This is a genomic window from Bacillus cereus group sp. Bce041 (assembly GCF_052646455.1).
Genome location: NZ_JBQXON010000002.1, coordinates 499,429 through 520,180, shown reverse-complemented (window position 1 = coordinate 520,180; position 20,752 = coordinate 499,429). Strand labels below are relative to the sequence as shown.

Here is a 20,752-nt window from a genome sequence, read left to right as displayed (position 1 = left end):
ACATAACACTATTATTTTTGTATAGCGATTTATATTTGGGAAGTTCTATTCGTTTAACGGATAGAACTTTTTTGTAATTAAATGGGTATTTACAAACCTTTTGTATCGGTGTATTATTTAACTAGTACACCGATACAAAAGGAGGGAAGAAATGAAAATAGAGTTTTCTCCAAATACACCAATTTACATTCAGGTAATGGAATACATAAAAAAAGAGATCGTAACAGGACATTTATTGCCTGGTGATAAAATTCCCTCTGTCCGTGAATTAGCGAGTGAATTACAAGTGAATCCAAATACGATTCAGCGTACATTTCAAGAGCTAGAACGGGATGGAGTTGTTGTCACACGTAGAGGAATGGGACGGTATGTAACGAATGAAGGGGAGAAAATTATGGAGCTGCGAAAAGAGATGGCGAAAGAATTACTTCATTCTTTTATAGATGGAATGGACAATTTAGGTTTTTCAGAAGAAGAAATTCTTACAATTCTTCGTTCTTCATTACATGATAAGAGGGAGGAGAGCCAATGACAGAGCTATTGAAAATAGAAAACTTATGGAAGAGATACGGATTAAAAGCAGTGATCCGTGAATTAAACATAGAGATTACGGAAGGGAAAATCGTTGGGCTTGTTGGAGATAACGGGAGCGGGAAAACGACGTTATTGAAAATGATTGCAGGCTTGCAACACCCTTCTGAAGGTAGTATTACAATAGACGGTAAAAAGGTAGGGTTACAGACGAAAGAAATTGTTTCATTTATGTCCGATAAGCCAATCTTTGATGATTGGATGACTGTAAAAAACGCTTTATTTTTCTATCGAGATTTTTATAAAGACTTCGATATTCAAAAAGCGGTAGATACGATTGCAGAATTTAAAATACCGTTAGAAGAAAAAATTACAGCATTGTCAAAAGGTATGGTTGAGAAGTTGCAGATTATTTTAACGTTTTCTCGAAAAGCGAAGCTATATGTACTGGATGAGCCATTGGGCGGGATTGATCCTCTTTCTAGAGAACATGTATTGGATCTAATTCTACAGTTCTATAGGGAAGATTGTACGATATTAATTTCCACTCACTTAATAAATGAAATTGAAAATATTTTTGATGAAGTGATCTTTTTAAAAGATGGAGAAATGGTTCTATATGAAAATGTAGAAGAAATTCGTTTTCAGAGAGGAAAAGCAGTTCATGAATTGTTTAAGGAGGTGTTTAGTAAGTGAAGTCAGTACTTTCCTATTTATGGAATGTAAATAAGAAAAGATATATTGTTACTTTTTTATTCTTTGTGCTAATTGAAGCTGTGTTATTTTCACAAATGATTGTAAGAAAAAGTGATGCGGCTATCAGTAGACAAGAGGGTATATTTGGAATCATTATGATTATATTTTTCTTTTATATTGTTTATATGTTTATACAAACAATGAAATCATATTCACGCTTACTAACTAATCCAATGTTACGACTTACAGCAATATCTGGGAAACAATATGTAATTTCTATGCTTATTTTCTCATTTATCGCAATGGCTATATGGTATGGGATATGTGGAATTCTTTTCTACGTAAGTTATGTATTAGCTTTTCCTACGACTTCTGTATATGTAGAAGCAAAAGAGATTATGCAAGTAGGCATAATCAATAATTTAATATATACGATAAGCGATGTATTTGAGTTTTTGTTTAGTGTTTTACAAATCATATTGGTAATTACTCTAGTAAAGTTACTTACGAAAAAGAAAAAGGCGCAAAATATACTAATCGTTATTATTTTTCTAGTAATAAATATCGCGATTACTTTAGCGACAACCTTGCTAGGAAAATTAGCTCCAGCTTTCCAAGTATTGCGAAGAGTAGAATATCATAGTGAAAGCAAGAGTCTGTTTATTAATATGTTTCAAGAAAATGGATTTAACATTTTTAATATAAGTTTCATGGTAATGGTTAGTGCTCTAATAATATATGTAATTGCTTATATTATCGATAAAAAACTAGAAGTCTAAAGGAGGAATCAGCATTGGGAAACGTAGTAGTAAAGTTAGAGAATGTTCGAAAAAAGATTGGTGGAACGGAAATTATTCGTGGTTTATCATTTGAGGTTCGTGAAGGAGAAGTATACGGATTCCTTGGACCGAACGGTAGCGGTAAGACGACGACGATCCGTATGATGACAGGTCTTATTTCAATGACAGAGGGCGATATTACAATTTGTGGACATAGTATTCGCTCGGAGCGTGAAAAGGCACTAGAGCAAATTGGAGCAATTGTAGAAAATCCTGAACTATATGATTATATGACAGGAATGCAAAACTTAAAGCATTTTGCGAACATGGCCATTACACCAATTAGTAAAGAGCGCATTGCTGAGATTGTAAAGCTTGTTGAGTTAGAGCATGCGATTCATAAAAAGGTGAAAACATATTCACTTGGTATGAAACAACGTTTAGGAATTGCACAGGCATTACTGCATCAGCCGAAAATCTTAATTTTAGATGAACCGACAAATGGATTAGATCCAGCTGGTATTCGCCAAATTCGTGATTATTTACAACGTTTAGCGAAAGAAGAGAATATTGCTGTAATCGTATCAAGTCACTTATTGAGTGAAATTGAATTAATGTGTGATCGCGTCGTTATTATTAAACAAGGTGAGTTTGTACAAGAGTACAACTTACATGAAAAAGTGAAACATGATGAGGCAGTCGTTGTAGCGTTTGAAGTAGATGAAGTTCAGAAAGCAAATGAAATCATTAAAGGTAAAGCAAAAGGGAATGTAATTGTAGCATCTGTAACAAAAGACGACATTCCGCAACTTGTAAAAAAACTTGTTCATGCTGATGTGCTTGTATACGGAGTTACTGTTCAAAATAAAACGTTAGAGGATGAGTTCTTAGCGATTACTGGGGGAGTGAAGGCGTAATGTTTAAATTAATTCAAAATGAATTTTTAAAGTTGCATGCGAAAAAAGGTATGTATATTTTAATTGGTGTCATTGCGGCACTCGAAATTTTAGGTACTTTAGCAATGTTGAAGTGGGGAAAAGGTGATGAGTTTAAGGGATCATATTTAGATTATGCAAACTCAGAGATTGGCTTAATTGTTTTATTTGCAACGATTTTTGGGATTACACTTGCTGCCCGTACTCTTACTGATGAGTTTCAAAAAGGTACAATTAAACAATTGTTAATCCGTCCAAGAAAAAGACTTGCAGTTTTATTTTCTAAATATATTACAGTGTTATTAGCAATGTTATTTATCGTATTAGCTGGTATGCTAATTGCAATGATTATTGGCGGTATTGTAATGGATGGTAGTAAAACAGAATTAACATTAGGAATCGTTATGAAGTCCACTTTATATCAACTACTTTCACCGTTCTTTTTTGCAACACTTGCATTTTTCCTAGCAAATGTCTTTAGAAAATCTGTATTACCATTAATTATTACGATGTTCCTATTCTTCTTACAAGGTGCAATTAATATGGTATTAATAATGTTTGCAAAAGGCGTAGCGAAGTTTGTAGTATTCAACCATTTGGATTTAAGAGCTTACGATAGTAATAAATTAATCAATGGTGGAATGGAGCCAACATTTACAGAATTTACGTTTACAACTTCATTATTACTTGTAGTTGCATACTTTGTTGTGTTACTTGTAGCATCAAGTACATTATTCCAAAAACGTGACGTATTATAATAAAAGAAATCCCCGCTTGTAAAAACGGGGATTTTTATTACATAAAATTCACTTAGATTGCAACTTGAAGAACAGCGATATGGTATTTTAAGAGATATGCTGTTTAAAAAAATGAGAAAAATAGGAAGGATTTCAACTATATTCATATTATAATTTAGTTATCCTGCTATTTATAGGGAAAGGATTGCCTATAAAGTACTAATTAAAGTTTTATTTTTACTATCTTTGGGGGTGTTCTATATGCACTATGCATTTTCACGTATAAGGCTACGTAGCTTTTTTGGATGGATGATTATAGGGGTGTTCCTTATAATGATCCCATTAGGTCTAGCAAATGTTTCTGAGAATACGATGGAGGTTATTTCACAAATAACTGTATTTTTTGTATTTCCGTTACTTTGGCTATACGTAAAAACACATAAAAATAATGTTGTATTTAACAGTTTTTTTGATAAGCCAGGACGTTTATCTTGGGGATTAATTGTATTAGCAACGATAATGGGGATGATTTTTTCAGTTGGCATATCTCAGATTCAATTTTACATATTAGCACATACGTTACCGAATTTCTTAGTTACTATGCTAGAAGACGGAAATGTTATTAATACGAGTAACGTATATATGACGATATTTACTTTCATTTCAGCATGTGTGTTAGCACCTATTATGGAAGAAGTTATTTTTAGGGGGTTTTTCTTACAGCGAATGGCTTATAAATGGGGAATTAAAAAAGCTGTAATTATATCTTCAATTATTTTTGGCTTAGGACATTTTGATGTTATTGGTGCGTTCATGTTTGGTGTCGTTATGTGTCTTTTATACATAAAGACAAAAAATATATGGACGAATATAGCTGTGCACGCTCTAAATAATTTGATTGCAACAAGTATGCAATTTTTCGGTGGAGAAGAAAGTGGTACAATCTCAATTACTGAATTACAAGCGCAAAGTAATTTATGGATTGGTATCGGTCTTACATTTGTTGGATTACTTTGGTTAATTCCTTATGTTTGGAAACAATGGCGTACAGTAAAAGAAGTTGGCGTGCCACCAGTACGTTTTATAAATGAGCAAAAAGTAGTGAGTTCATCACAAGAAAATGAAGTGTATAGTCAAGTGATCGTAACCGATAGATTGATGGCCATAGAGTTACCAGATGAGGCTGTAAATAAGCTTCGGTTAGAAGAAAATGATTATGTAACAGTATCTGTAGAAGAAGATAAAATCGTTATAAAGAAAGCACATAATAGATAATTAGAAAGTAGCTCCTAAGGAGCTACTTTTTAATTTGTAATAATTTCTACACGGAAATTATTACCGTTCTTTACATATTTAATATCTGTAACAGTGCGGACCGTCTTTAAAATCTCCACTTTTTCACCAATTCGCGGGATTGTTGGGACATTGTCCCAAATACCAAGCAAGTCATCTAATTGTGCCGTTTTTTCATAAAACCAGATTTTCAATGTAAAGCCCCTTTCTCGAACTTTATGTATTTTAATACATAATATATTATTTTTATTCTTATTGTAAGGGGTTTTTTTATATTTTTTGAATAAAAATAAATTAATCTTCTGGGAAGATATGTTCAATATCAGGAGTAAGAGATACTTCTGATAATACGATATGAGAAACGGTCGTTGCATATGAAGAAACATCATTGATAAATTCTTCAAGTTCAACGAGTGAAGGAACAGAAATTTTTACAATGTAGCATAAGCTTCCTGTTACTCGGTAACAAAAACTTGCAGATGGATAAGACTGAATAAATTGTTGCATACGTGTTGTATCACCATTTTTTAAAGTGATTTCTAAAATACAATCTAAAACGAGTCCTGCCTTTTTATAATCAATATCGATTGTGTATTTTTGAATAACACCTTCGCTTTCGAGCTTACGAACACGTTCTGAAGTAGACGGAGCAGATAAGTTTACTCGTTTCGCCAATTCACGCATCGAAAGGCGACTATCATTATATAATTCATTTAAAATTTTTCGATCAACACGGTCTAATTGCATTTGTAAATATACCTCCAGTAAAATAATGATTTTTGTAAAGGAAAAATATAAATTAAGATTCATATGAAATGTAAAGTGAACGTTATTTATTTTACAATAAAACAGAAGGAAATAGGAGGGGAAATGATGGAGAGAATTTCATTATCAAATGTAGGAGATACAAAGTTTCAAAAGTTATTAGGGCATAATTCGGATATATTACATTCGTGGAGTACGTTAGAAGATACACTGTACAATACAGGAACTCTTTCAGCAGAGCTGAAGGAGCAAGTGAGAAGAACATTAGCGTATGGGAATGAATGTCCGTACTGTATGGCAAAGGGAAGACCTGATGATGTGCAAAAGGCAGAGGAGATTGGTGTAGCTGTTACTTTTGCGCATACATTTGTTCATGACCGAAAAGCAATAGATGATACTATGTTTCACGTATTAAAACAATATTGGACAGAAAAAGAAATTGTAGAGCTTTGCGCCTATGTTTGCTTTATTACTGCGTCACAACAACTTGGTTTTCTATTTCAATTACAGCCAAATTAAGGGGGAAATGATGACAAATCAAATAGCACTTATCATAATCGATGTACAAAAGGCATTTCAATTACCAGATTGGGGCGAGAGAAATAATATTTTTGCTGAAGAAAACATGAGAATTTTGTTAGAAGAATGGAGAAAAAGGGAACGACCAGTTTTTCATATTCAACATGTAAATAAAGAAAATGCCCAGTCAATGTTTTATGAGAGAGCGGAAACGGTAAACTTTAAGGAAGAAGTGCAACCACTACTTGGTGAAGTGGTTATTCAGAAATTCGTTAACAGCGCGTTCATTGGGACAAATTTAGAAGAGCAATTAAGAAAGAACAAATGTAATGCAGTAGTGGTTGTAGGATTAACGACAAATCATTGCGTGGAAACTACGACACGAATGGCAGGGAATTTAGGATTTACAACATATTTAGTGAGTGATGCAACGGCTACGTTTAACCGTAAAGGTTTAGATGGTAAGGAGTATAGTGCAGAGGATATTCACAATATGACACTTGTAAATTTACATGAAGAGTTTGCTACGATTGTGACGACAAAAGAAGTATTAAAATTATTTTAAGAAAATAATTGCGAATTATGTAGAAAAAAATAAGAATATTTCGTATAATCTAAGTACAATCATTTTGAAAATAGGGGTGGCATCATATGGAGCAAATTTCAGTAAAGAAATTAGAAGAGGTACTTGTTGTAGCAGGGGATGATAAACAGAAGCAAAAGGAATTTTATGAATTGCTCTTATCTACTGAGTTTTATGTTGCTGGTTCACTAGAAGCAGAGGACGGGGCAACAGAAGGAATACTTCGTTTGCGTCATTTCCAAGGAGAAGGTAGATGGATCGTTCCGTTCTTTACACAAATGGAATTTGTAAAAGATGTGTTGCCAGAAGGAACGCCCCTTATTACGATACGTGGGAAAGAGTTATTTGGTAGCATTGAGAAAGATGCTACAGCTGTATTAAATGTTGGCACTGATATAAGTAAAACATTTATTCCAGAAGAAATTGCAGATATCGCATCTGGACGAATTTTTAATTATTATAAGTAAAAGGAAAAGCGTAATCGCTTTTCCTTTTTAATTTGAATATGGAGTGGCTATACCAGAAGAAATAGAGACTGTTTTATTATTCGTGTTTATTGTTGCTGTAGCTCCAAGTGGAATACCGATGTTTGGACTTATATGTCCAATTGGTAAATCGAATAGGGCAGGTATATGATATGGCGCGAAATATTCATATAATATTGTTTGCAATGATTGAGAGGGCTTTGAAGGAGTGCAGTCGTGACAACTTGTGAAAATAATGCCCCTGCATTCATTAAACTTTCCAGATAAAAGTAGCTGATTTAACATACGGTCAATGCGGTACGGTTCTTCACCAATGTCTTCAAGTAATAAAAGTGTATTGTTCGTAATTATCTCGTAGGGCGAGCCAATTATACTTGTTAACACAGCTAAATTTCCTCCAACTAACGTACCTGTAACTGTACTGTGAGAGCTAGGTACGATACATTCTGATGCAGATAAAATGGTTGAATACGGATGGAATAGCTGATTAAAAGAGGATAAAGATAGGGAATCAATGCCTTTTCCTAGTTCTTCAATCATCGGACCATGAAATGTTATAAGCTTTGCATAACGTGAAACAGCAGTATGTAAAGCTGTAATATCGCTATATCCCCAAAAGATTTTTGGATTTTGCCTAATAACTTCATATTGAATGTGAGGAAGAAGACGAGCACTTCCATAACCACCTCGTGCACAAAAAATTGCCTTCACTTCATTATTTGTAAATGCTTCATGTATATCGTCAAGCCGAACTTGATCACTTCCGGCTAAAAATCCATATTTCTCGTAAACACTCTTCCCGATTATTACGGATAACCCCATCTCTTGTAATACATTCACACCTTTTAATACATTTTCGATTGTAGGTGGACCAGATGGTGCAATAATCATTACTGTATCACCTTGTTTTAATGCATTTGGATAAATCATTAAGCTCAGCCTCCTTCTCTTTCAATATATTCGCTTCATATGAAGTTCAACCCTTGCAAAAGCAGGGGAAAGCTTATCAAATAAAGAAGATATAAAGGAAATAGGAGGGAAAATGATGTTTACAAGTCGAGTAACAGACATATTAAAAATTGAGTATCCCGTTGTTCAAGCCGGTATGGCAGGCGCGATTACGACGCCAGAACTTGTTGCAGCAGTAAGTAATAGTGGAGGATTAGGGACGCTTGGAGCGGGCTATATGAGCCCAGAACAAATTCGTGAAGCAATTTATAGAATAAGAGAACTAACAGATAAGCCTTTCGGTGTTAATTTACTTGTAACGAAAGAGATAGAAATAGAAGAAGAGAAGGTAAATGAGGCGAAAGTATTACTAAGCGGAGTGAATAGAGAATTAGGTATAGAAGTAGAAGGAACGTTAAAGCTTCCAAAAAGCTATAAGGAACAATTACAAGTGCTATTAGATGAAAAAGTACCGGTCGTTAGCTTTGCATTTCAAACGTTAGAAAAAGAAGAAATAAATGATTTAAAAAGAAGTGGAATAAAAGTTATCGGAACAGCTACCCATGTGAAGGAAGCGAAAGTACTTGCTGAGCTAGGAGTAGATATTATTATTGGGCAAGGTAGCGAAGCAGGAGGGCATAGAGGAACGTTTATTGGGAAAGAACGAGATGCTATGATTGGTACGTTTGCGTTAATACCTCAGTTAGTAGGGGCTGTTCCGCATATCCCAATTGTCGCAGCAGGTGGTGTAATGAACGGACAAGGGCTTGTTGCGGCATTGGCACTAGGAGCAGAAGGTGTTCAAATGGGATCAGCCTTTTTAACAAGTGAAGAGAGTATTACGCACGATGTGTATAAAGAAGCGGTTTTACATAGTACAGATACGAGCACAACTGTAACTCGTGCGTTTTCCGGGAAATATGCACGCGGTATTCGGAATGAATTTATAGAGAGACATGAAGGAAAAGAAGAAGGGCTTCCGGTATATCCAGTGCAAAACGTATTAACTTCTAAAATACGCCAAGAGGCAGCGAAGCAAAATAAGGAAGAATATATGTCACTTTGGGCAGGGCAGGCAGCATCATTGGCACGAATCGAATCAGCTCAGCATGTAGTGGAGCGAGTTATGAAAGAAGCGGCGAATGCAATCGAGCAATTACAAAATATATACAAAAAGACCACTTGAGTAATTCAAGCGGTCTTTTCGTTAGTTTGCTTTATAAAATTGTTGGATGGCTTCGTCGATGTAAACCCAGCCTTTCCAACCTAAGTGCATATGATCTTTTAAGAAGTATTTATCGTATTCATGATTTGAGAAGTCGGCAATTGGATAACCAGCTTTTTCAATTTGCTCATGAACTTTCTTATAGTATGCTTCGCGGCGTTCTTTCGGGAAGCCAGCGTAGTCGTACCAAGGACCTTTGACAGGAACAGAAATGAAGAGTGGTTTTGCACCAGATTGTTTTAATAAATCAAGTACAATTTGTAAATCTTCATATTCTGGCGATTGGTCATAAGCATCATTTTTTAAGTAACCTTCACGTTGCTTTAATTTTTTCTTAATTTTGCTATTGAAGTAACCATCTTCGATACCATATTCATTAGATCCAGATTCTGCTGCACCTGTTTGATCCGCATGTTTACGAGCCTCTTCCCAGTTCATTTGTTTTAATGAAGGATCGAGCTTCTCTTTATGCGGTTTAATATTAAACATAGCTGTAAATAAATCTTTACGATCTAAAATGTTACGGTAAATATAAGCGAAAGGTTTAGCAGCAAGTGCTTTTACTTTATACTTCGTATCATCATAAGCGATACCTTCAAGCGAAATTTTTAATAAAGTTTCTTTTTTTACAATCTCAAAGTTTAATAAACGCTTTGCAATTTGTTTTTTCATTTCAGGTTTTAAATCATTGTTGAAAATGAAGTGGTAACCTTGTTGTTTTGAAAAGTTAGGTGCAAAGTGCGTTTCGTCAATACCTTGTGGTACAAACCATTGCGGAGAAAGAACGAATACCATTTTCTTATCTTTCAATTGATCCATTGTAGATGCGAAGTTTAATACATGTACAAGGTCTTGTGTTCCGCCGCGTCCAAGAAGGAATGGCGTAAATCCTTCAGGCTTTACTTTAAAATAATTAGATGGATGGAAAGCATCCATACGTGCGAATTCCGATGAACCGTACATCGGAAGATATTTTGGATCTGCTAACATCTTTTGCTGTAAAATCATACTTTGAATTTTTTCTTCTTTTAAAGAAGTAGCAGCTTGTTCTACTTTTTCATCACTTAAAAGTGGAAGTAGGAAGCGCGTTGGAATAAGTAAGAATACAGCAAAAAGGGCCAATGCTAAAAGCATCGGACCAAATTTTGCTTTGTTCATCGGATTTCTTCCAACTTTTTAATAACCATGTTTGGTGTAGCCCACTCGTCACGGTCAAAATCAGAAATAGAAACTTCAATATCTAAACGCTCTTGGAATTCAACTAATAAAGATACTACAGCGAAAGAATCAAGGATACCTTCTTCAAATAATTGAACATCTAAGTTTTCTTTCACAATATCGTTTTCACATACTTCTTCTAAAATATCTAATACTTGCTCTTTGAATTCTGCCATTTTTAAAATCTCCTTTATATCCGAAATTATTATATGTGCAACTTCTTAATGGAATAAGAAGGGTGCATTAAAAGTATCTGTTAAGGTGTCCAGAGAAGATTAGGAAACCGAAACATACAACGTGGAACGTAATTACAATCGCAAGGATGTGTGTAAATTTATTGTTTGGCCAAAACTTATGCTTCTTGTTTTTTCGTTCAAAAATATCGAATAAAATAAACAGTGCGGCATGGTATAGACCATAAATAACATACTGCGCAACAGCGCTTCCTTGGATGTGCCAAATTCCCATAATGAAGAAGTTTAAAAATGCCCCGATATACGAAATAGTGTAACGGTTCTTAATTAACTTTTTCTTCGTTGCAAAAAAGACGAAACGCATGTAAATAAAATCACGGAACCAGAATGATAAACTCATGTGCCAGCGGTTCCAGAAGTCTTTAATATTACGACTAAGGAATGGCTTATTGAAGTTTTCTGGCGTTTTAATTCCCATCATGTAACTTACACCAATTACAAAAGAGCTATAACCAGCAAAATCAAAGAATAGATATAAGCTATAGCTATACATGTAAATCATATTTGAAAATATTGTATCGTGTTGAGCGAATGCTGGATCCATACAATATTGCTTTATTAAGTAAGCAATAATAAATTTATACAAGAAACCTTGGAAAATACGATTTAGTCCTGTATATAGTAAATTTTGATATTCTTCAGCGCTAGGTGGCTTTTGAATATCTTTTTGGAATCTTCGGTAACGATCGATAGGTCCTGTTGAAATCGCAGGGAAGAATAAAACGAATTCCCAGAAGTTAAAGAAAGAAAGCTCTTTAATTAAACCATCACGAACTTCAAATACCATTTGAACTGCTCTGAATGTTACGTAAGATATACCTAGGAAAACAACAAGTTTTAACTCAGGTAAAAACGATGCAAACGGCGCGATTTTTGCCAAAATAAGAGGCAAAATCGATAAAATAACAGCTATGCAAAATGTGAATGTACTATTATTTTGTTTTCTTAAAATTAAATAGCCTTTAATAAGGACATATTGCCAAATAATAAATGCAGCTAGCATCATTGCTTGCTTTGGTTTATCTGAGAAGATAATAGCAATCATGACTAATGTTAAAATGGCATTATATTTGCGCAACATTTTACCTTTTAATCCAGCTATGATAGTAGGTATTAATAAAATGCCCACTATAGCGAAAAAATAAAATGATCCATATGCGGTCATGCTGTAACCTCACTCAATAATTTTTTGCGATCTACCTTTCCATTTGGTGTCATTGGAATAGAAGATTGATACATGAATTTACGTGGAATCATGTAGTTTGGTAATCGCTCATTGAGTTCTTTTTTGATTGCAGATGTTAATTTGAATTCTTTTTCAAATGAATGTTCTCCAGGAACAACAACCGCTAATAAATAATCGTATTTCTCACCTTTTTTAATTGGAACGATAACTGCTCCTTCTACGTAAGAACACGCACGAAGGTGATGCTCAATTTCTTCTAATTCCATTCGATAACCATGCAGCTTAATTTGGAAATCAAGACGACCATTATAGAATAGAAGACCATTTTCAACATAGCCAGCATCGCCTGTTTTATAGGCGCGCTCACCGTCAATCATAGTAAATGCTTTTTCTGTTAATTCAGGGCTTCCTAAATATCCAACGCTTACGCTTGGACCGACAATTATGATTTCACCTTTTTCACCATCAGGTGCGATTGTGCCATCTTCTTTCATAATAAGAAGGCGACAGTCTGATTTACAATAGCCAACTGGAAGTGATTTGTATTGATCAAGCACTTCTTCTGTAACGTGAATACCTGTTACAGCGACAGTAGCTTCTGTTGGACCATACGTATTCATAATTGTTGCTTTCGGGAAACGCTCAATTAATTTTCTAGCCACTTCATTGGGTAACACTTCGCCGCAGAATAAGAATGTTTTCATGTTCGGTAGCATACTCTCAGAGAAAGATGCTTCCATTAAACACATTTCAGCGAAAGAAGGTGTGGAAGTCCATACTTGAATATCCGATTGCTCTAAAGAAGCAAACAAGTCTTTTGGACGCGCAATCATATCTTTATCGATTGCCCAAAGTGTACCACCTGTTACTAACGATGGGTAAATATCCATTACAGATAAATCAAATGAGAAAGGTGCTTGGTTTAAGAATACTTGCCCTGTTTGTAAGTTGAAATCTTCTACAGCCCATTTTGTAAAGCTAACAAGGCAGTTATAAGTAATCTGAACCCCTTTCGGATTACCTGTGCTTCCTGATGTGTAAATAATGTAGAAGTTCTCATCACCTTTTACCGCATGTTCAGGATTTGGAGTGTTCCCTTTATGAGTAAAGAAAATATCTTTTAAGTTGTCTTCACTTACGATGCGAACTGGTAAATCAGTTACAGTTACTGCTGTTGCCGATAAAAGTAATTTCGCACCAGAATTTTCAGCAATACGTTGTACACGATCAGCTGGGATAGATAAATCTACAGGAATGTAAGCATGTCCAGCTTTTACACATCCTAAAAAGTTAATAATCATTTCAGGTTGCATATGGCCATACACCATAATTGGTGAACGATCGTCTGGATACTCAGAAGAAATCCAATGTGCCAACGCATCAGAATCTTCCTTTAATTGTTTGTACGTAATTTTCGCATCTCGCCAAACAAAAGCGGTTTGATCAGGCGTTTCTGCAGCCCACTTTTCAATTTGTTCTAATAACTTCATAACGTTCCCACCCTAGAATTCATTGTAAATAAATGTACTTGTGTTTGTATCATGGAATCCATACAACCAAAGTAATGCAAATAAAATTGCAAGATAATAAACCGTCTTTGCAACCCATTGTGTGAGTGGTCGAGACCATATCTCTTTTAATCTTTCCATGTCTTTCCCTCTCTTAATGAAATAATAGCTCTTTGTAGGTATCATGTCCTACATTATTGTGAAAAAAACAAAATCCCACATTTTAGGTAAAAATAAGTCAAAAGGCTCTTTTTTGATATTAGCACTAAATACTAAAAAAGAAAATCCCTAACTTAGCAATTATATTACATTCAGCATGAATTTGTAATGGGTTTGACATGTAAATAGAAAGTGGATTGTGTGAATACATAAAAGTGGACTATAAGAATACGTAAAAATACAGTGTTTGTTTTTATTAATCATTTAAGACGGAGTAAACTTTTAAATTTCTAGTTCTTTTGAAAAGGAGGAAATTATCATGAATAGAGTGTGGAAGAATCTAATTTCGGAAGAAAATATCGTGAAATGGAGAAGGCATTTCCATAAGTATCCGGAATTATCATTTCATGAAATAGAAACTTCGCAATTTATATATGATACATTATGCTCATTTTCTTCTTTTGAAGTAACGAGACCGACGAAGTATAGTGTACTAGCAATTAAAAGAGGTGTGAAGCAAGGGAAAGTAATTGCGATTCGAGCTGATATAGACGCTTTGCCAATTCAAGAGGAGACAAGTAAATCTTATACATCTGTGAATAAAGGAATGATGCATGCATGTGGGCACGATGCTCACGCAGCTATTTTATTAAGCACAGCAGAGGTGTTATCAAATATAAAGGAAGATTTTGCAGGTGAGATTCGTCTATTCTTTCAGCACGCAGAAGAGGTGTATCCCGGTGGGGGACAAGAAATGGTTGAGGCAGGTGTAATGGACGGTGTTGATTATGTAATAGGTTTACATGTTATGTCTGGATTGGAGAGTGGAAAGATAGGAATTGCATATGGACCGATGATGGCAGCTCCAGACGTATTTACAGTTGAGATTCAAGGCAAAGGAGGACATGCGGCGCGACCAGAAGAAACGATAGATCCTATTGCTATCGGAGCACAGATTATTACAAATCTACAACATATCGTATCAAGAAATACAAGTGCTTTTATGCAAAGGGTTGTTTCAGTTACACAATTTCATGGGGGAACGGCTGACAATATTATTCCTAGTACAGCAACTTTAATGGGAACTGTTCGTTCATTTAATCAAGCATTGAGGGTGGAAGCAGAAGGGAAAATCGAGAAAATTGTGAAAGGAATTACAGAAGCACATGGAGGATCGTATACATATACGTATCGATATGGATATGATCCGGTTATTAATGATGAATATATTACGAAAATAGTAGAAGAAAGTGCACTACATTTGTTTGGGAATGAGCGTGTTGTGAAGCTTGAACCTTCTATGGGTGGAGAAGATTTTTCAGCATATTTAAGAAAAGCACCTGGTTGTTTCATTAAATTAGGAACAGGTAATGAAAATATATATACTTGTTATCCACATCATCATCCGAAATTTGACGTGGATGAATCAGCATTAATTTGTGGAGTGGAGCTATTTTTAGAGACGACTATAAGATTACTAAAATCATAGAAAAACAAAAAAAGGCAACTGCACTCTATTGCAGTTGCTTTTATTTCTTTCCGTCAGAGAGGGCTGAGAAAGAACTATGCTCATTCATAGTATATGAATAGCTAACGGACAAGCTTGTACATTTTAATCATTTTTTTAAAAATAGTTATTGACATTGATAATCAATGTCAATTAATCTAAATATAGTTGAAATTGATAATTATTATCAATAGGATGGATGCGACATGTTAATGAGAAAGAATTTTCACCTTCTGCGGAGGGGATTAAAAGATAAAAATAAAGATGTTGATCAGCATATGGAATGGCAAAGAAATGTAATTCGGTCTGAATATGTAGATGAGAAGAAGAGCATTCAAACAGAAAAAGAGATACAAAGTAAAGGGAGAGGTTCAGTTGAGTAAGTTAGTAATGATTTTTGCAAGTATGAGTGGAAATACAGAGGAAATGGCTGACCATATTGCCGGCGTAATTCGTGAAACAGAAAATGAAATTGAAGTTATTGATATTATGGATTCACCAGAAGCTTCTATATTAGAACAGTATGATGGAATTATTTTAGGTGCATACACTTGGGGAGATGGCGATCTTCCTGATGATTTCTTAGATTTTTATGATGCAATGGATTCTATTGATTTAACTGGGAAAAAAGCGGCAGTATTCGGATCATGTGATTCGGCTTATCCGAAATACGGAGTGGCAGTTGACATTTTAATAGAAAAGCTACAAGAGCGCGGGGCAGCAGTTGTGTTAGAAGGACTAAAAGTAGAATTAACGCCAGAAGATGAAGATGTAGAAAAATGTTTACAGTTTGGAGCTGAATTTGTAAAACACCTTTCTTAATGGCAGAAGGGAGATGAAGAGCAAGTGCATGAGAAAATCTCAATCAAAACGATGACAGATTATCATTTGTATGATTTTATGCGTTGTCCGCATAAATTTTATTTTCGTCACATAAAAAGAAGAGAACCTTCTTCATTTGAATGGCAACAAATAGCACAAATGATTGTCAATCAAATTATTAACGAGTATTACACGCTACCTGCGGGTCAACAAACGAAAATTGTACTTTTAATATTAATAGAAAAGTATTGGAAAAAAGTAAGGATTAATATGTTTGCTTCGAAGACGGAATACTATATTGTATTAGCGAAGCTAACGGATCACTTATTACAGTTCGTTGAAAAGGATGATAGTCAGACACCACCATTGTTTTTATACGAGAAGTTTCAAACATATATGGAAGAGTTAGGTGTCCACATGTCATTGACATTTGAAGTTGGTGAGTGGAGTGCTGAGTCGTTTGTAATTAAAAAGTATGTTGTCGATGCAGATGAGGAAATGCTTGCTCTTTGTCAGAAGCTAATGACAGTATTCAGTTATAAAGCTTTCGGAGTTCTTCCAGGAAAAATTGAAGTTATTAATTTAATAGAAGGAACTAAGTATGAGTACATTCCGAAACAGGAAGATATTATAACTGGAATGGCTGATTTATCTAGAATGAAAGAAATGTTAGAGCAACCTGAGCATTATACAGAGCGTCATTTTCGTTCTGAGTGTATAAGTTGTGCGTTTCGTAGTGAATGCCAAGGGGAAGAAGTAAAGACAGAAGCGAAACAGAAGAAAAATATAGTTCATTAAAGGATGCAACTTTGCATCCTTTTTTGTTATTGACATGAAAAGCTTTTCATCATTTACGGTATATTTGTAGCAGATTTTAATAAAGTGAAACTTTAATCAGTGGGGGTTTTGTCAATCACCCACTGATTATCAGCCCTCATTAATCGGGCTACCCACAAATAGCAGAATAAAGGGAGGAATAATCAATGAAAGATGAAACAAAAGTATTTCAATGGTTAAAAGAACAAAATGCTCCTTTTGAAATTCAACTGCAAATTTTACAGGCGTTTCAATTGTATAAAGTTATTGTTGAAATGGATAAAAAGTTAATGATGTATGAGGAGAGAGTATATAGGGAGAGAATGTAATCTCATCCCTGTAATATCGTTTTTAGCTGTTCTGTGCCTGTAATGAATTCGAGTTCATTCTCTGACTCAAAATTATAAATAATATTATGTAGTAAAGGACTGTATTGATAAAAGGTAGTAATACGATGAATGAGTAATGGATCATGATGAGAAATAAGTGTACTGTACTGTTCATATACAGATGTAGTAAACTCATGTCCGAAATCATAATATAGTCCTGCAAAATCAAAAGCAGGATCGCCAATTTGCGCATCACCAAAATCGATAACACCTGAAATGCTTTTGTTATGCTTGTTAAATAAAATGTGATGATGAGTAAAATCAGCGTGAATGATTGTGTTTTGAAAAGTGGATGTAGCTAAACATGTAAAGAAATTTTCAAATAAGCGATTTAAGGCTAGTTTCTGTAATGAAGTAAGGCTAGTAGTGAGATATTGGTTTAATTTTGTTTGTAGCTCTTTCCAGTAGGTACATGTTTTTTCAATAGGGAAACATAGCGTTGTAACTTGGTGTAAAGGAATACTATGTAGTACCGCAAGGAAAGTAGCTAATTGTGTAATAATTGCTTTCAGCTTTGGATCCTCCAGCGTGGCAACTGTTTCTGTTTTTAATGGTTCACCATGAATGAGAGTATAGTAACTACAAAGAGGAACCTCATCAGATTCATTTTTATAAATTAGGTGATATTGTGGAACTTCGATTTCTTGTAGTGATTGAGTGAGAATTGCGCATAGTTCTTTTTCTAACGGAATTCGCATCGCATATTCCTGTTTTCGCGGGAAACGAAACAGTAGCTCATCATTTACTATAACTGCTACATTATCCCATCCTTCTTCATTTTGTTTATATGAATGTATAGAAAGATTAGGCAAAGCTTCTTTTATATAATGTTTGTAAGAGTCCATAATTGTTCCTCGTTTCTGAGTTAAGTTATTCTATTTTATGATATCAGAATTTTCTTTCTATATGTTAAAATATATCTATTATTATGAAGAAGGGCGGGAGTATTACGAAAAAAAGACTGTTAATCATTTCTCTATGTATCGCTTTTGTATTGTTTTGGTCATATAAAGAGGAGGTTTTTGCTACCTTTAAACCGATTGATCAGTACGAGTTAAATACGGAGTTAAAGAACAAAAGTATAGAAAACTTAACTCATAATGAAATGAAAAAGGTAGGAGAGCATTTTGTGACCGAGCAACTATCAGTGTTTGGGTCTACTAATAAAGAAGATGTGAAACGAAAAGGTGAAGAACTATTTTTAAATAGAGGGTATGAACAATTAATGGGAAATTATTATCCAAATCGTTTTCAAGATTTAGAGTATAAATTTACAAACGAGGAGATACGTGAAGAGACCAATGAGAGTTTTCTTTATCAAGCTGTAGCGTACGTTGCGGGTACTGAAAATGGTAAGAGTAAGAGAAGCGAAATAAAATTGAATTATGAAGTGAAAATTGTAAAGGTTAATAATATATTTATGGTGCTAGAACAAAAGCAGCGCGTACAATAAAGGAAATTCATTGCTCAATAGAACATTTGAGGGTGTATTACTTAATGCGGAATAAAAAGGCCCTCAAGGAATAAAGGGCCTTTAAAGATTTTCATTTTGTTGACCAAGTTCTTTTTGAGCAATATATAAATTCCCTTGCTCGACTTGTTTAAGAGTATGAACAGAATCTCCTGCATATCCTTTTTGTGTTTTAACAGTTCTTTTTGAACGATTGGAATCTTGTTTCTCTTCATATAATAGGCCACCTTTAATCAAAAATAAACGAAAATGATAAGTATGAGTAATACAGCAGCGAAAATGGTAATGCCCATTAAAAACGAAGTGTTTTTATATTTAGGTGGCTTATGTACATCTTGCCGATATCCAGGTGAAATTTCAGGGGCAAATTCTTCATCGAATGATTGCTTTTTTTCTTTGTCGTCCATATGTACCCACCTTTCTTTTTCATTATATTATACGTTACAAGAAAAAATATGCATAAAGAAAACAGCCGCTTTATTATTAGCGGCTGTTTTGTGTTGTATATTTTCGTTGTACTTGAAAGAGACGGATAAGTAGGAAGGCAGCGCCAAATGCTAGACCGATAATAAGACCGATCCAATAGCCTTTCGCGGCCCATTCTGTATACGTCGCTAATATGTAACCTAGTGGTAGACCTATTATCCAATAAGCAATTAAAGTCATAATTAGAGCAACATTTACATCTTTATAACCACGCAAAGCTCCTTGTACAGGGGTTGCAATTGCATCTGAAATTTGAAATAAAATTGCAAAGATAAGAAATTCTTTTGCTAAATGATGAACTTTTGCATCTGTCGTATAAATAGAAGCAATTTGATCATCAAAGAAGTAGAGAAGAATCGAATATAATAAAGCAAAGGCAAGGGCTAATCCAATTCCAATCAGTCCGTATTGTTTTGCATTATCGTAACGTTTTGCTCCAACTTCGAATCCAACCGCAATAGTCATTGCCATTGCTAAACTTAGCGGAGTCATATATAACAAGGAAGCAAAGTTCATAGCTGCTTGGTGAGCTGCAATAGTTGTCGTACTAAAATTACTCATCATGAGCGTTACCGCAGCGAAAATACTCGTTTCAAAAAAGATAGCAAATCCGATAGGGACGCCAAGTTTTAAGAATGCTATCCAACTCGAAAGAGAAGGTCGGTATAATTGTTTGAAAATGTTGAAAGAGGCAAAAGGCTCTTTCGTCTGAATAATAATGACTGTAATAATTAAAATGCACCAATATGTTGCAGTGGAAGCAATTGCTGCTCCGACACCACCGAGCTTTGGGAAACCGAAGTTACCAAAAATTAATAGGTAATTTAATATTACATTAATTGGTAATGATAATAATGTAATAATCATCGTTGTTCGAGTTTTTCCTAATGCATCAATAAATCCACGTAAAACAGTGTAAGTGAATAAAGGTATAATTCCTATTGCGATAATACTTAAAAATTGCGCTGCAATACGTTCCACAGGTTCTTCTAAGCGCATGCCATTTAAAATAGGTGAAACGACGAAAAAACCGATGAGGATAACAACGAAGCTAGCACAAATTGCTAAATAAACTGCTTGTATGACAACGTGGGGAACGTCCTCTTTTTTCTTGGATCCAACGAGCTGTGCAACAATGGGAGTAGTAGCCATTAAAATTCCTGTTAACCCCGTACTAACTGGAATCCATATACTTGTTCCAATTGCAACACCTGCTAAATCAGTTGGACTTGCATGTCCTGACATCGTTGTATCAAAAAAACTCATCGCAAATAATGACATTTGCGTTACGAAAATCGGAAAAAATAGTAATACAAATTGCTTTAACTTTTGTGAGAATGAAGTAGTTTCTTTCATAAAATCCCCTTTCCGTATAAAAAAACAAACTCTTACTATCATACAATTTAATCAAAGATTAGAAAAGAAATACGCGCTTATAAC

Annotated in this window: 27 protein-coding genes; 16 read left to right on the top strand and 11 right to left on the bottom strand. The window is 34.6% G+C overall.

Annotated features, from left to right (window positions below):
* Positions 1–151 precede the first annotated feature (151 nt).
* The 6 genes from ACUN13_RS08670 (at position 152) to ACUN13_RS08645 (ending at position 4,953) form a co-directional block, all read left to right on the top strand.
* Complete coding sequence (locus ACUN13_RS08670; protein WP_000687512.1) at positions 152–532, top strand: GntR family transcriptional regulator; 381 nt, start codon at positions 152–154, stop codon at positions 530–532.
* The gene (locus ACUN13_RS08665) at positions 529–1,227 is read left to right on the top strand and encodes an ABC transporter ATP-binding protein (protein ID WP_000137745.1); all 699 of its coding nucleotides are present in this window, start codon (positions 529–531) and stop codon (positions 1,225–1,227) included. The genes ACUN13_RS08670 and ACUN13_RS08665 overlap by 4 nt, the downstream gene beginning before the upstream one ends.
* Positions 1,224–2,006, top strand: a complete 783-nt coding sequence (locus ACUN13_RS08660) for a hypothetical protein (protein ID WP_025687771.1) — start codon at positions 1,224–1,226, stop codon at positions 2,004–2,006. The genes ACUN13_RS08665 and ACUN13_RS08660 overlap by 4 nt, the downstream gene beginning before the upstream one ends.
* Positions 2,007–2,020: 14 nt before the next feature.
* A complete protein-coding gene (locus tag ACUN13_RS08655) occupies positions 2,021–2,923 on the top strand; it encodes an ABC transporter ATP-binding protein (protein WP_025687772.1) in 903 nt (300 codons plus the stop codon).
* Positions 2,923–3,699: an ABC transporter permease gene (locus tag ACUN13_RS08650; RefSeq protein WP_025687773.1), complete on the top strand. Its 777-nt coding sequence runs from the start codon at positions 2,923–2,925 to the stop codon at positions 3,697–3,699. The genes ACUN13_RS08655 and ACUN13_RS08650 overlap by 1 nt, the downstream gene beginning before the upstream one ends.
* 240 nt (positions 3,700–3,939) lie before the next feature.
* Positions 3,940–4,953: a CPBP family intramembrane glutamic endopeptidase gene (locus ACUN13_RS08645; RefSeq protein WP_025687774.1), complete on the top strand. Its 1,014-nt coding sequence runs from the start codon at positions 3,940–3,942 to the stop codon at positions 4,951–4,953.
* A gap of 29 nt (positions 4,954–4,982) precedes the next feature.
* Here the strand turns inward: ACUN13_RS08645 and ACUN13_RS08640 are convergent, their stop codons facing one another.
* Positions 4,983–5,165 (bottom strand): DUF3913 family protein, encoded by a 183-nt coding sequence (locus ACUN13_RS08640; RefSeq protein WP_000707107.1) that lies wholly within the window; start codon positions 5,163–5,165, stop codon positions 4,983–4,985.
* 100 nt (positions 5,166–5,265) lie between these two features.
* Positions 5,266–5,718, bottom strand: a complete 453-nt coding sequence (locus ACUN13_RS08635) for an Lrp/AsnC family transcriptional regulator (RefSeq protein ID WP_001175505.1) — start codon at positions 5,716–5,718, stop codon at positions 5,266–5,268.
* Between the two features lie 126 nt (positions 5,719–5,844).
* Here ACUN13_RS08635 and ACUN13_RS08630 point away from each other — a divergent pair, with 126 nt between their 5' ends.
* From ACUN13_RS08630 to ACUN13_RS08620, 3 genes are all read left to right on the top strand, one after another.
* Positions 5,845–6,255 (top strand): carboxymuconolactone decarboxylase family protein, encoded by a 411-nt coding sequence (locus ACUN13_RS08630; protein ID WP_000439759.1) that lies wholly within the window; start codon positions 5,845–5,847, stop codon positions 6,253–6,255.
* 10 nt (positions 6,256–6,265) lie between these two features.
* A complete protein-coding gene (locus ACUN13_RS08625; RefSeq protein ID WP_000184430.1) occupies positions 6,266–6,820 on the top strand; it encodes a cysteine hydrolase family protein in 555 nt (184 codons plus the stop codon).
* A gap of 86 nt (positions 6,821–6,906) precedes the next feature.
* Entirely contained in the window at positions 6,907–7,305 is a 399-nt protein-coding gene (locus tag ACUN13_RS08620; RefSeq protein ID WP_000435265.1) for an SseB family protein, read from the top strand.
* Between the two features lie 27 nt (positions 7,306–7,332).
* Here ACUN13_RS08620 and ACUN13_RS08615 read toward each other — a convergent pair whose 3' ends face one another.
* Positions 7,333–8,253 (bottom strand): LD-carboxypeptidase, encoded by a 921-nt coding sequence (locus tag ACUN13_RS08615; RefSeq protein WP_025688931.1) that lies wholly within the window; start codon positions 8,251–8,253, stop codon positions 7,333–7,335.
* Positions 8,254–8,368: 115 nt separating this feature from the next.
* Here ACUN13_RS08615 and ACUN13_RS08610 point away from each other — a divergent pair, with 115 nt between their 5' ends.
* Positions 8,369–9,457 (top strand): NAD(P)H-dependent flavin oxidoreductase, encoded by a 1,089-nt coding sequence (locus ACUN13_RS08610; RefSeq protein WP_000495277.1) that lies wholly within the window; start codon positions 8,369–8,371, stop codon positions 9,455–9,457.
* Positions 9,458–9,478: 21 nt separating this feature from the next.
* Here the strand turns inward: ACUN13_RS08610 and dltD are convergent, their stop codons facing one another.
* The 5 genes from dltD to ACUN13_RS08585 all read right to left on the bottom strand — a co-directional run bounded on the left by dltD (position 9,479) and on the right by ACUN13_RS08585 (position 13,803).
* Positions 9,479–10,654 carry a D-alanyl-lipoteichoic acid biosynthesis protein DltD gene (gene dltD / locus ACUN13_RS08605; RefSeq protein ID WP_001030268.1) on the bottom strand — a complete coding sequence of 392 codons (1,176 nt, stop codon included), beginning with the start codon at positions 10,652–10,654 and terminating at the stop codon, positions 9,479–9,481.
* Positions 10,651–10,890, bottom strand: coding sequence for a D-alanine--poly(phosphoribitol) ligase subunit DltC (gene dltC / locus ACUN13_RS08600; protein WP_000807310.1), 240 nt, complete (start codon positions 10,888–10,890; stop codon positions 10,651–10,653). Before dltC ends, dltD begins: the two co-directional genes overlap by 4 nt.
* Positions 10,891–10,957: 67 nt before the next feature.
* Positions 10,958–12,133 carry a D-alanyl-lipoteichoic acid biosynthesis protein DltB gene (dltB, locus tag ACUN13_RS08595; RefSeq protein ID WP_025688936.1) on the bottom strand — a complete coding sequence of 392 codons (1,176 nt, stop codon included), beginning with the start codon at positions 12,131–12,133 and terminating at the stop codon, positions 10,958–10,960.
* On the bottom strand, positions 12,130–13,644 hold the full coding sequence (gene dltA, locus ACUN13_RS08590; RefSeq protein ID WP_025688938.1) for a D-alanine--poly(phosphoribitol) ligase subunit DltA: 1,515 nt from the start codon (positions 13,642–13,644) through the stop codon (positions 12,130–12,132). Before dltA ends, dltB begins: the two co-directional genes overlap by 4 nt.
* 12 nt (positions 13,645–13,656) lie before the next feature.
* Positions 13,657–13,803, bottom strand: a complete 147-nt coding sequence (locus ACUN13_RS08585) for a teichoic acid D-Ala incorporation-associated protein DltX (RefSeq protein WP_000440293.1) — start codon at positions 13,801–13,803, stop codon at positions 13,657–13,659.
* Between the two features lie 337 nt (positions 13,804–14,140).
* On the opposite strand from ACUN13_RS08585, the gene amaA reads away from it, so the two are divergent.
* From amaA to ACUN13_RS08560, 5 genes are all read left to right on the top strand, one after another.
* Complete coding sequence (gene amaA / locus ACUN13_RS08580; RefSeq protein ID WP_445423752.1) at positions 14,141–15,310, top strand: N-acyl-aliphatic-L-amino acid amidohydrolase; 1,170 nt, start codon at positions 14,141–14,143, stop codon at positions 15,308–15,310.
* 224 nt (positions 15,311–15,534) lie between these two features.
* Positions 15,535–15,711, top strand: a complete 177-nt coding sequence (locus ACUN13_RS08575; RefSeq protein ID WP_000929023.1) for a hypothetical protein — start codon at positions 15,535–15,537, stop codon at positions 15,709–15,711.
* Entirely contained in the window at positions 15,704–16,150 is a 447-nt protein-coding gene (locus ACUN13_RS08570; RefSeq protein WP_000041153.1) for a flavodoxin, read from the top strand. The genes ACUN13_RS08575 and ACUN13_RS08570 overlap by 8 nt, the downstream gene beginning before the upstream one ends.
* A gap of 24 nt (positions 16,151–16,174) precedes the next feature.
* Positions 16,175–16,948, top strand: coding sequence for a hypothetical protein (locus tag ACUN13_RS08565; protein ID WP_000544574.1), 774 nt, complete (start codon positions 16,175–16,177; stop codon positions 16,946–16,948).
* A gap of 185 nt (positions 16,949–17,133) precedes the next feature.
* Positions 17,134–17,295: a hypothetical protein gene (locus ACUN13_RS08560; protein ID WP_000651086.1), complete on the top strand. Its 162-nt coding sequence runs from the start codon at positions 17,134–17,136 to the stop codon at positions 17,293–17,295.
* A 2-nt stretch (positions 17,296–17,297) separates the two neighbouring features.
* Here ACUN13_RS08560 and ACUN13_RS08555 read toward each other — a convergent pair whose 3' ends face one another.
* Complete coding sequence (locus ACUN13_RS08555) at positions 17,298–18,200, bottom strand: aminoglycoside phosphotransferase family protein (RefSeq protein WP_025688946.1); 903 nt, start codon at positions 18,198–18,200, stop codon at positions 17,298–17,300.
* 83 nt (positions 18,201–18,283) lie between these two features.
* On the opposite strand from ACUN13_RS08555, the gene ACUN13_RS08550 reads away from it, so the two are divergent.
* The gene (locus tag ACUN13_RS08550) at positions 18,284–18,808 is read left to right on the top strand and encodes a hypothetical protein (RefSeq protein WP_025688947.1); all 525 of its coding nucleotides are present in this window, start codon (positions 18,284–18,286) and stop codon (positions 18,806–18,808) included.
* A gap of 251 nt (positions 18,809–19,059) precedes the next feature.
* On the opposite strand, the gene ACUN13_RS08545 is transcribed toward ACUN13_RS08550, so the two are convergent.
* The gene (locus ACUN13_RS08545) at positions 19,060–19,233 is read right to left on the bottom strand and encodes a hypothetical protein (RefSeq protein WP_000341062.1); all 174 of its coding nucleotides are present in this window, start codon (positions 19,231–19,233) and stop codon (positions 19,060–19,062) included.
* Between the two features lie 76 nt (positions 19,234–19,309).
* The gene (locus ACUN13_RS08540; RefSeq protein WP_000665546.1) at positions 19,310–20,668 is read right to left on the bottom strand and encodes an MATE family efflux transporter; all 1,359 of its coding nucleotides are present in this window, start codon (positions 20,666–20,668) and stop codon (positions 19,310–19,312) included.
* Between the last annotated feature and the right edge of the window lie 84 nt (positions 20,669–20,752).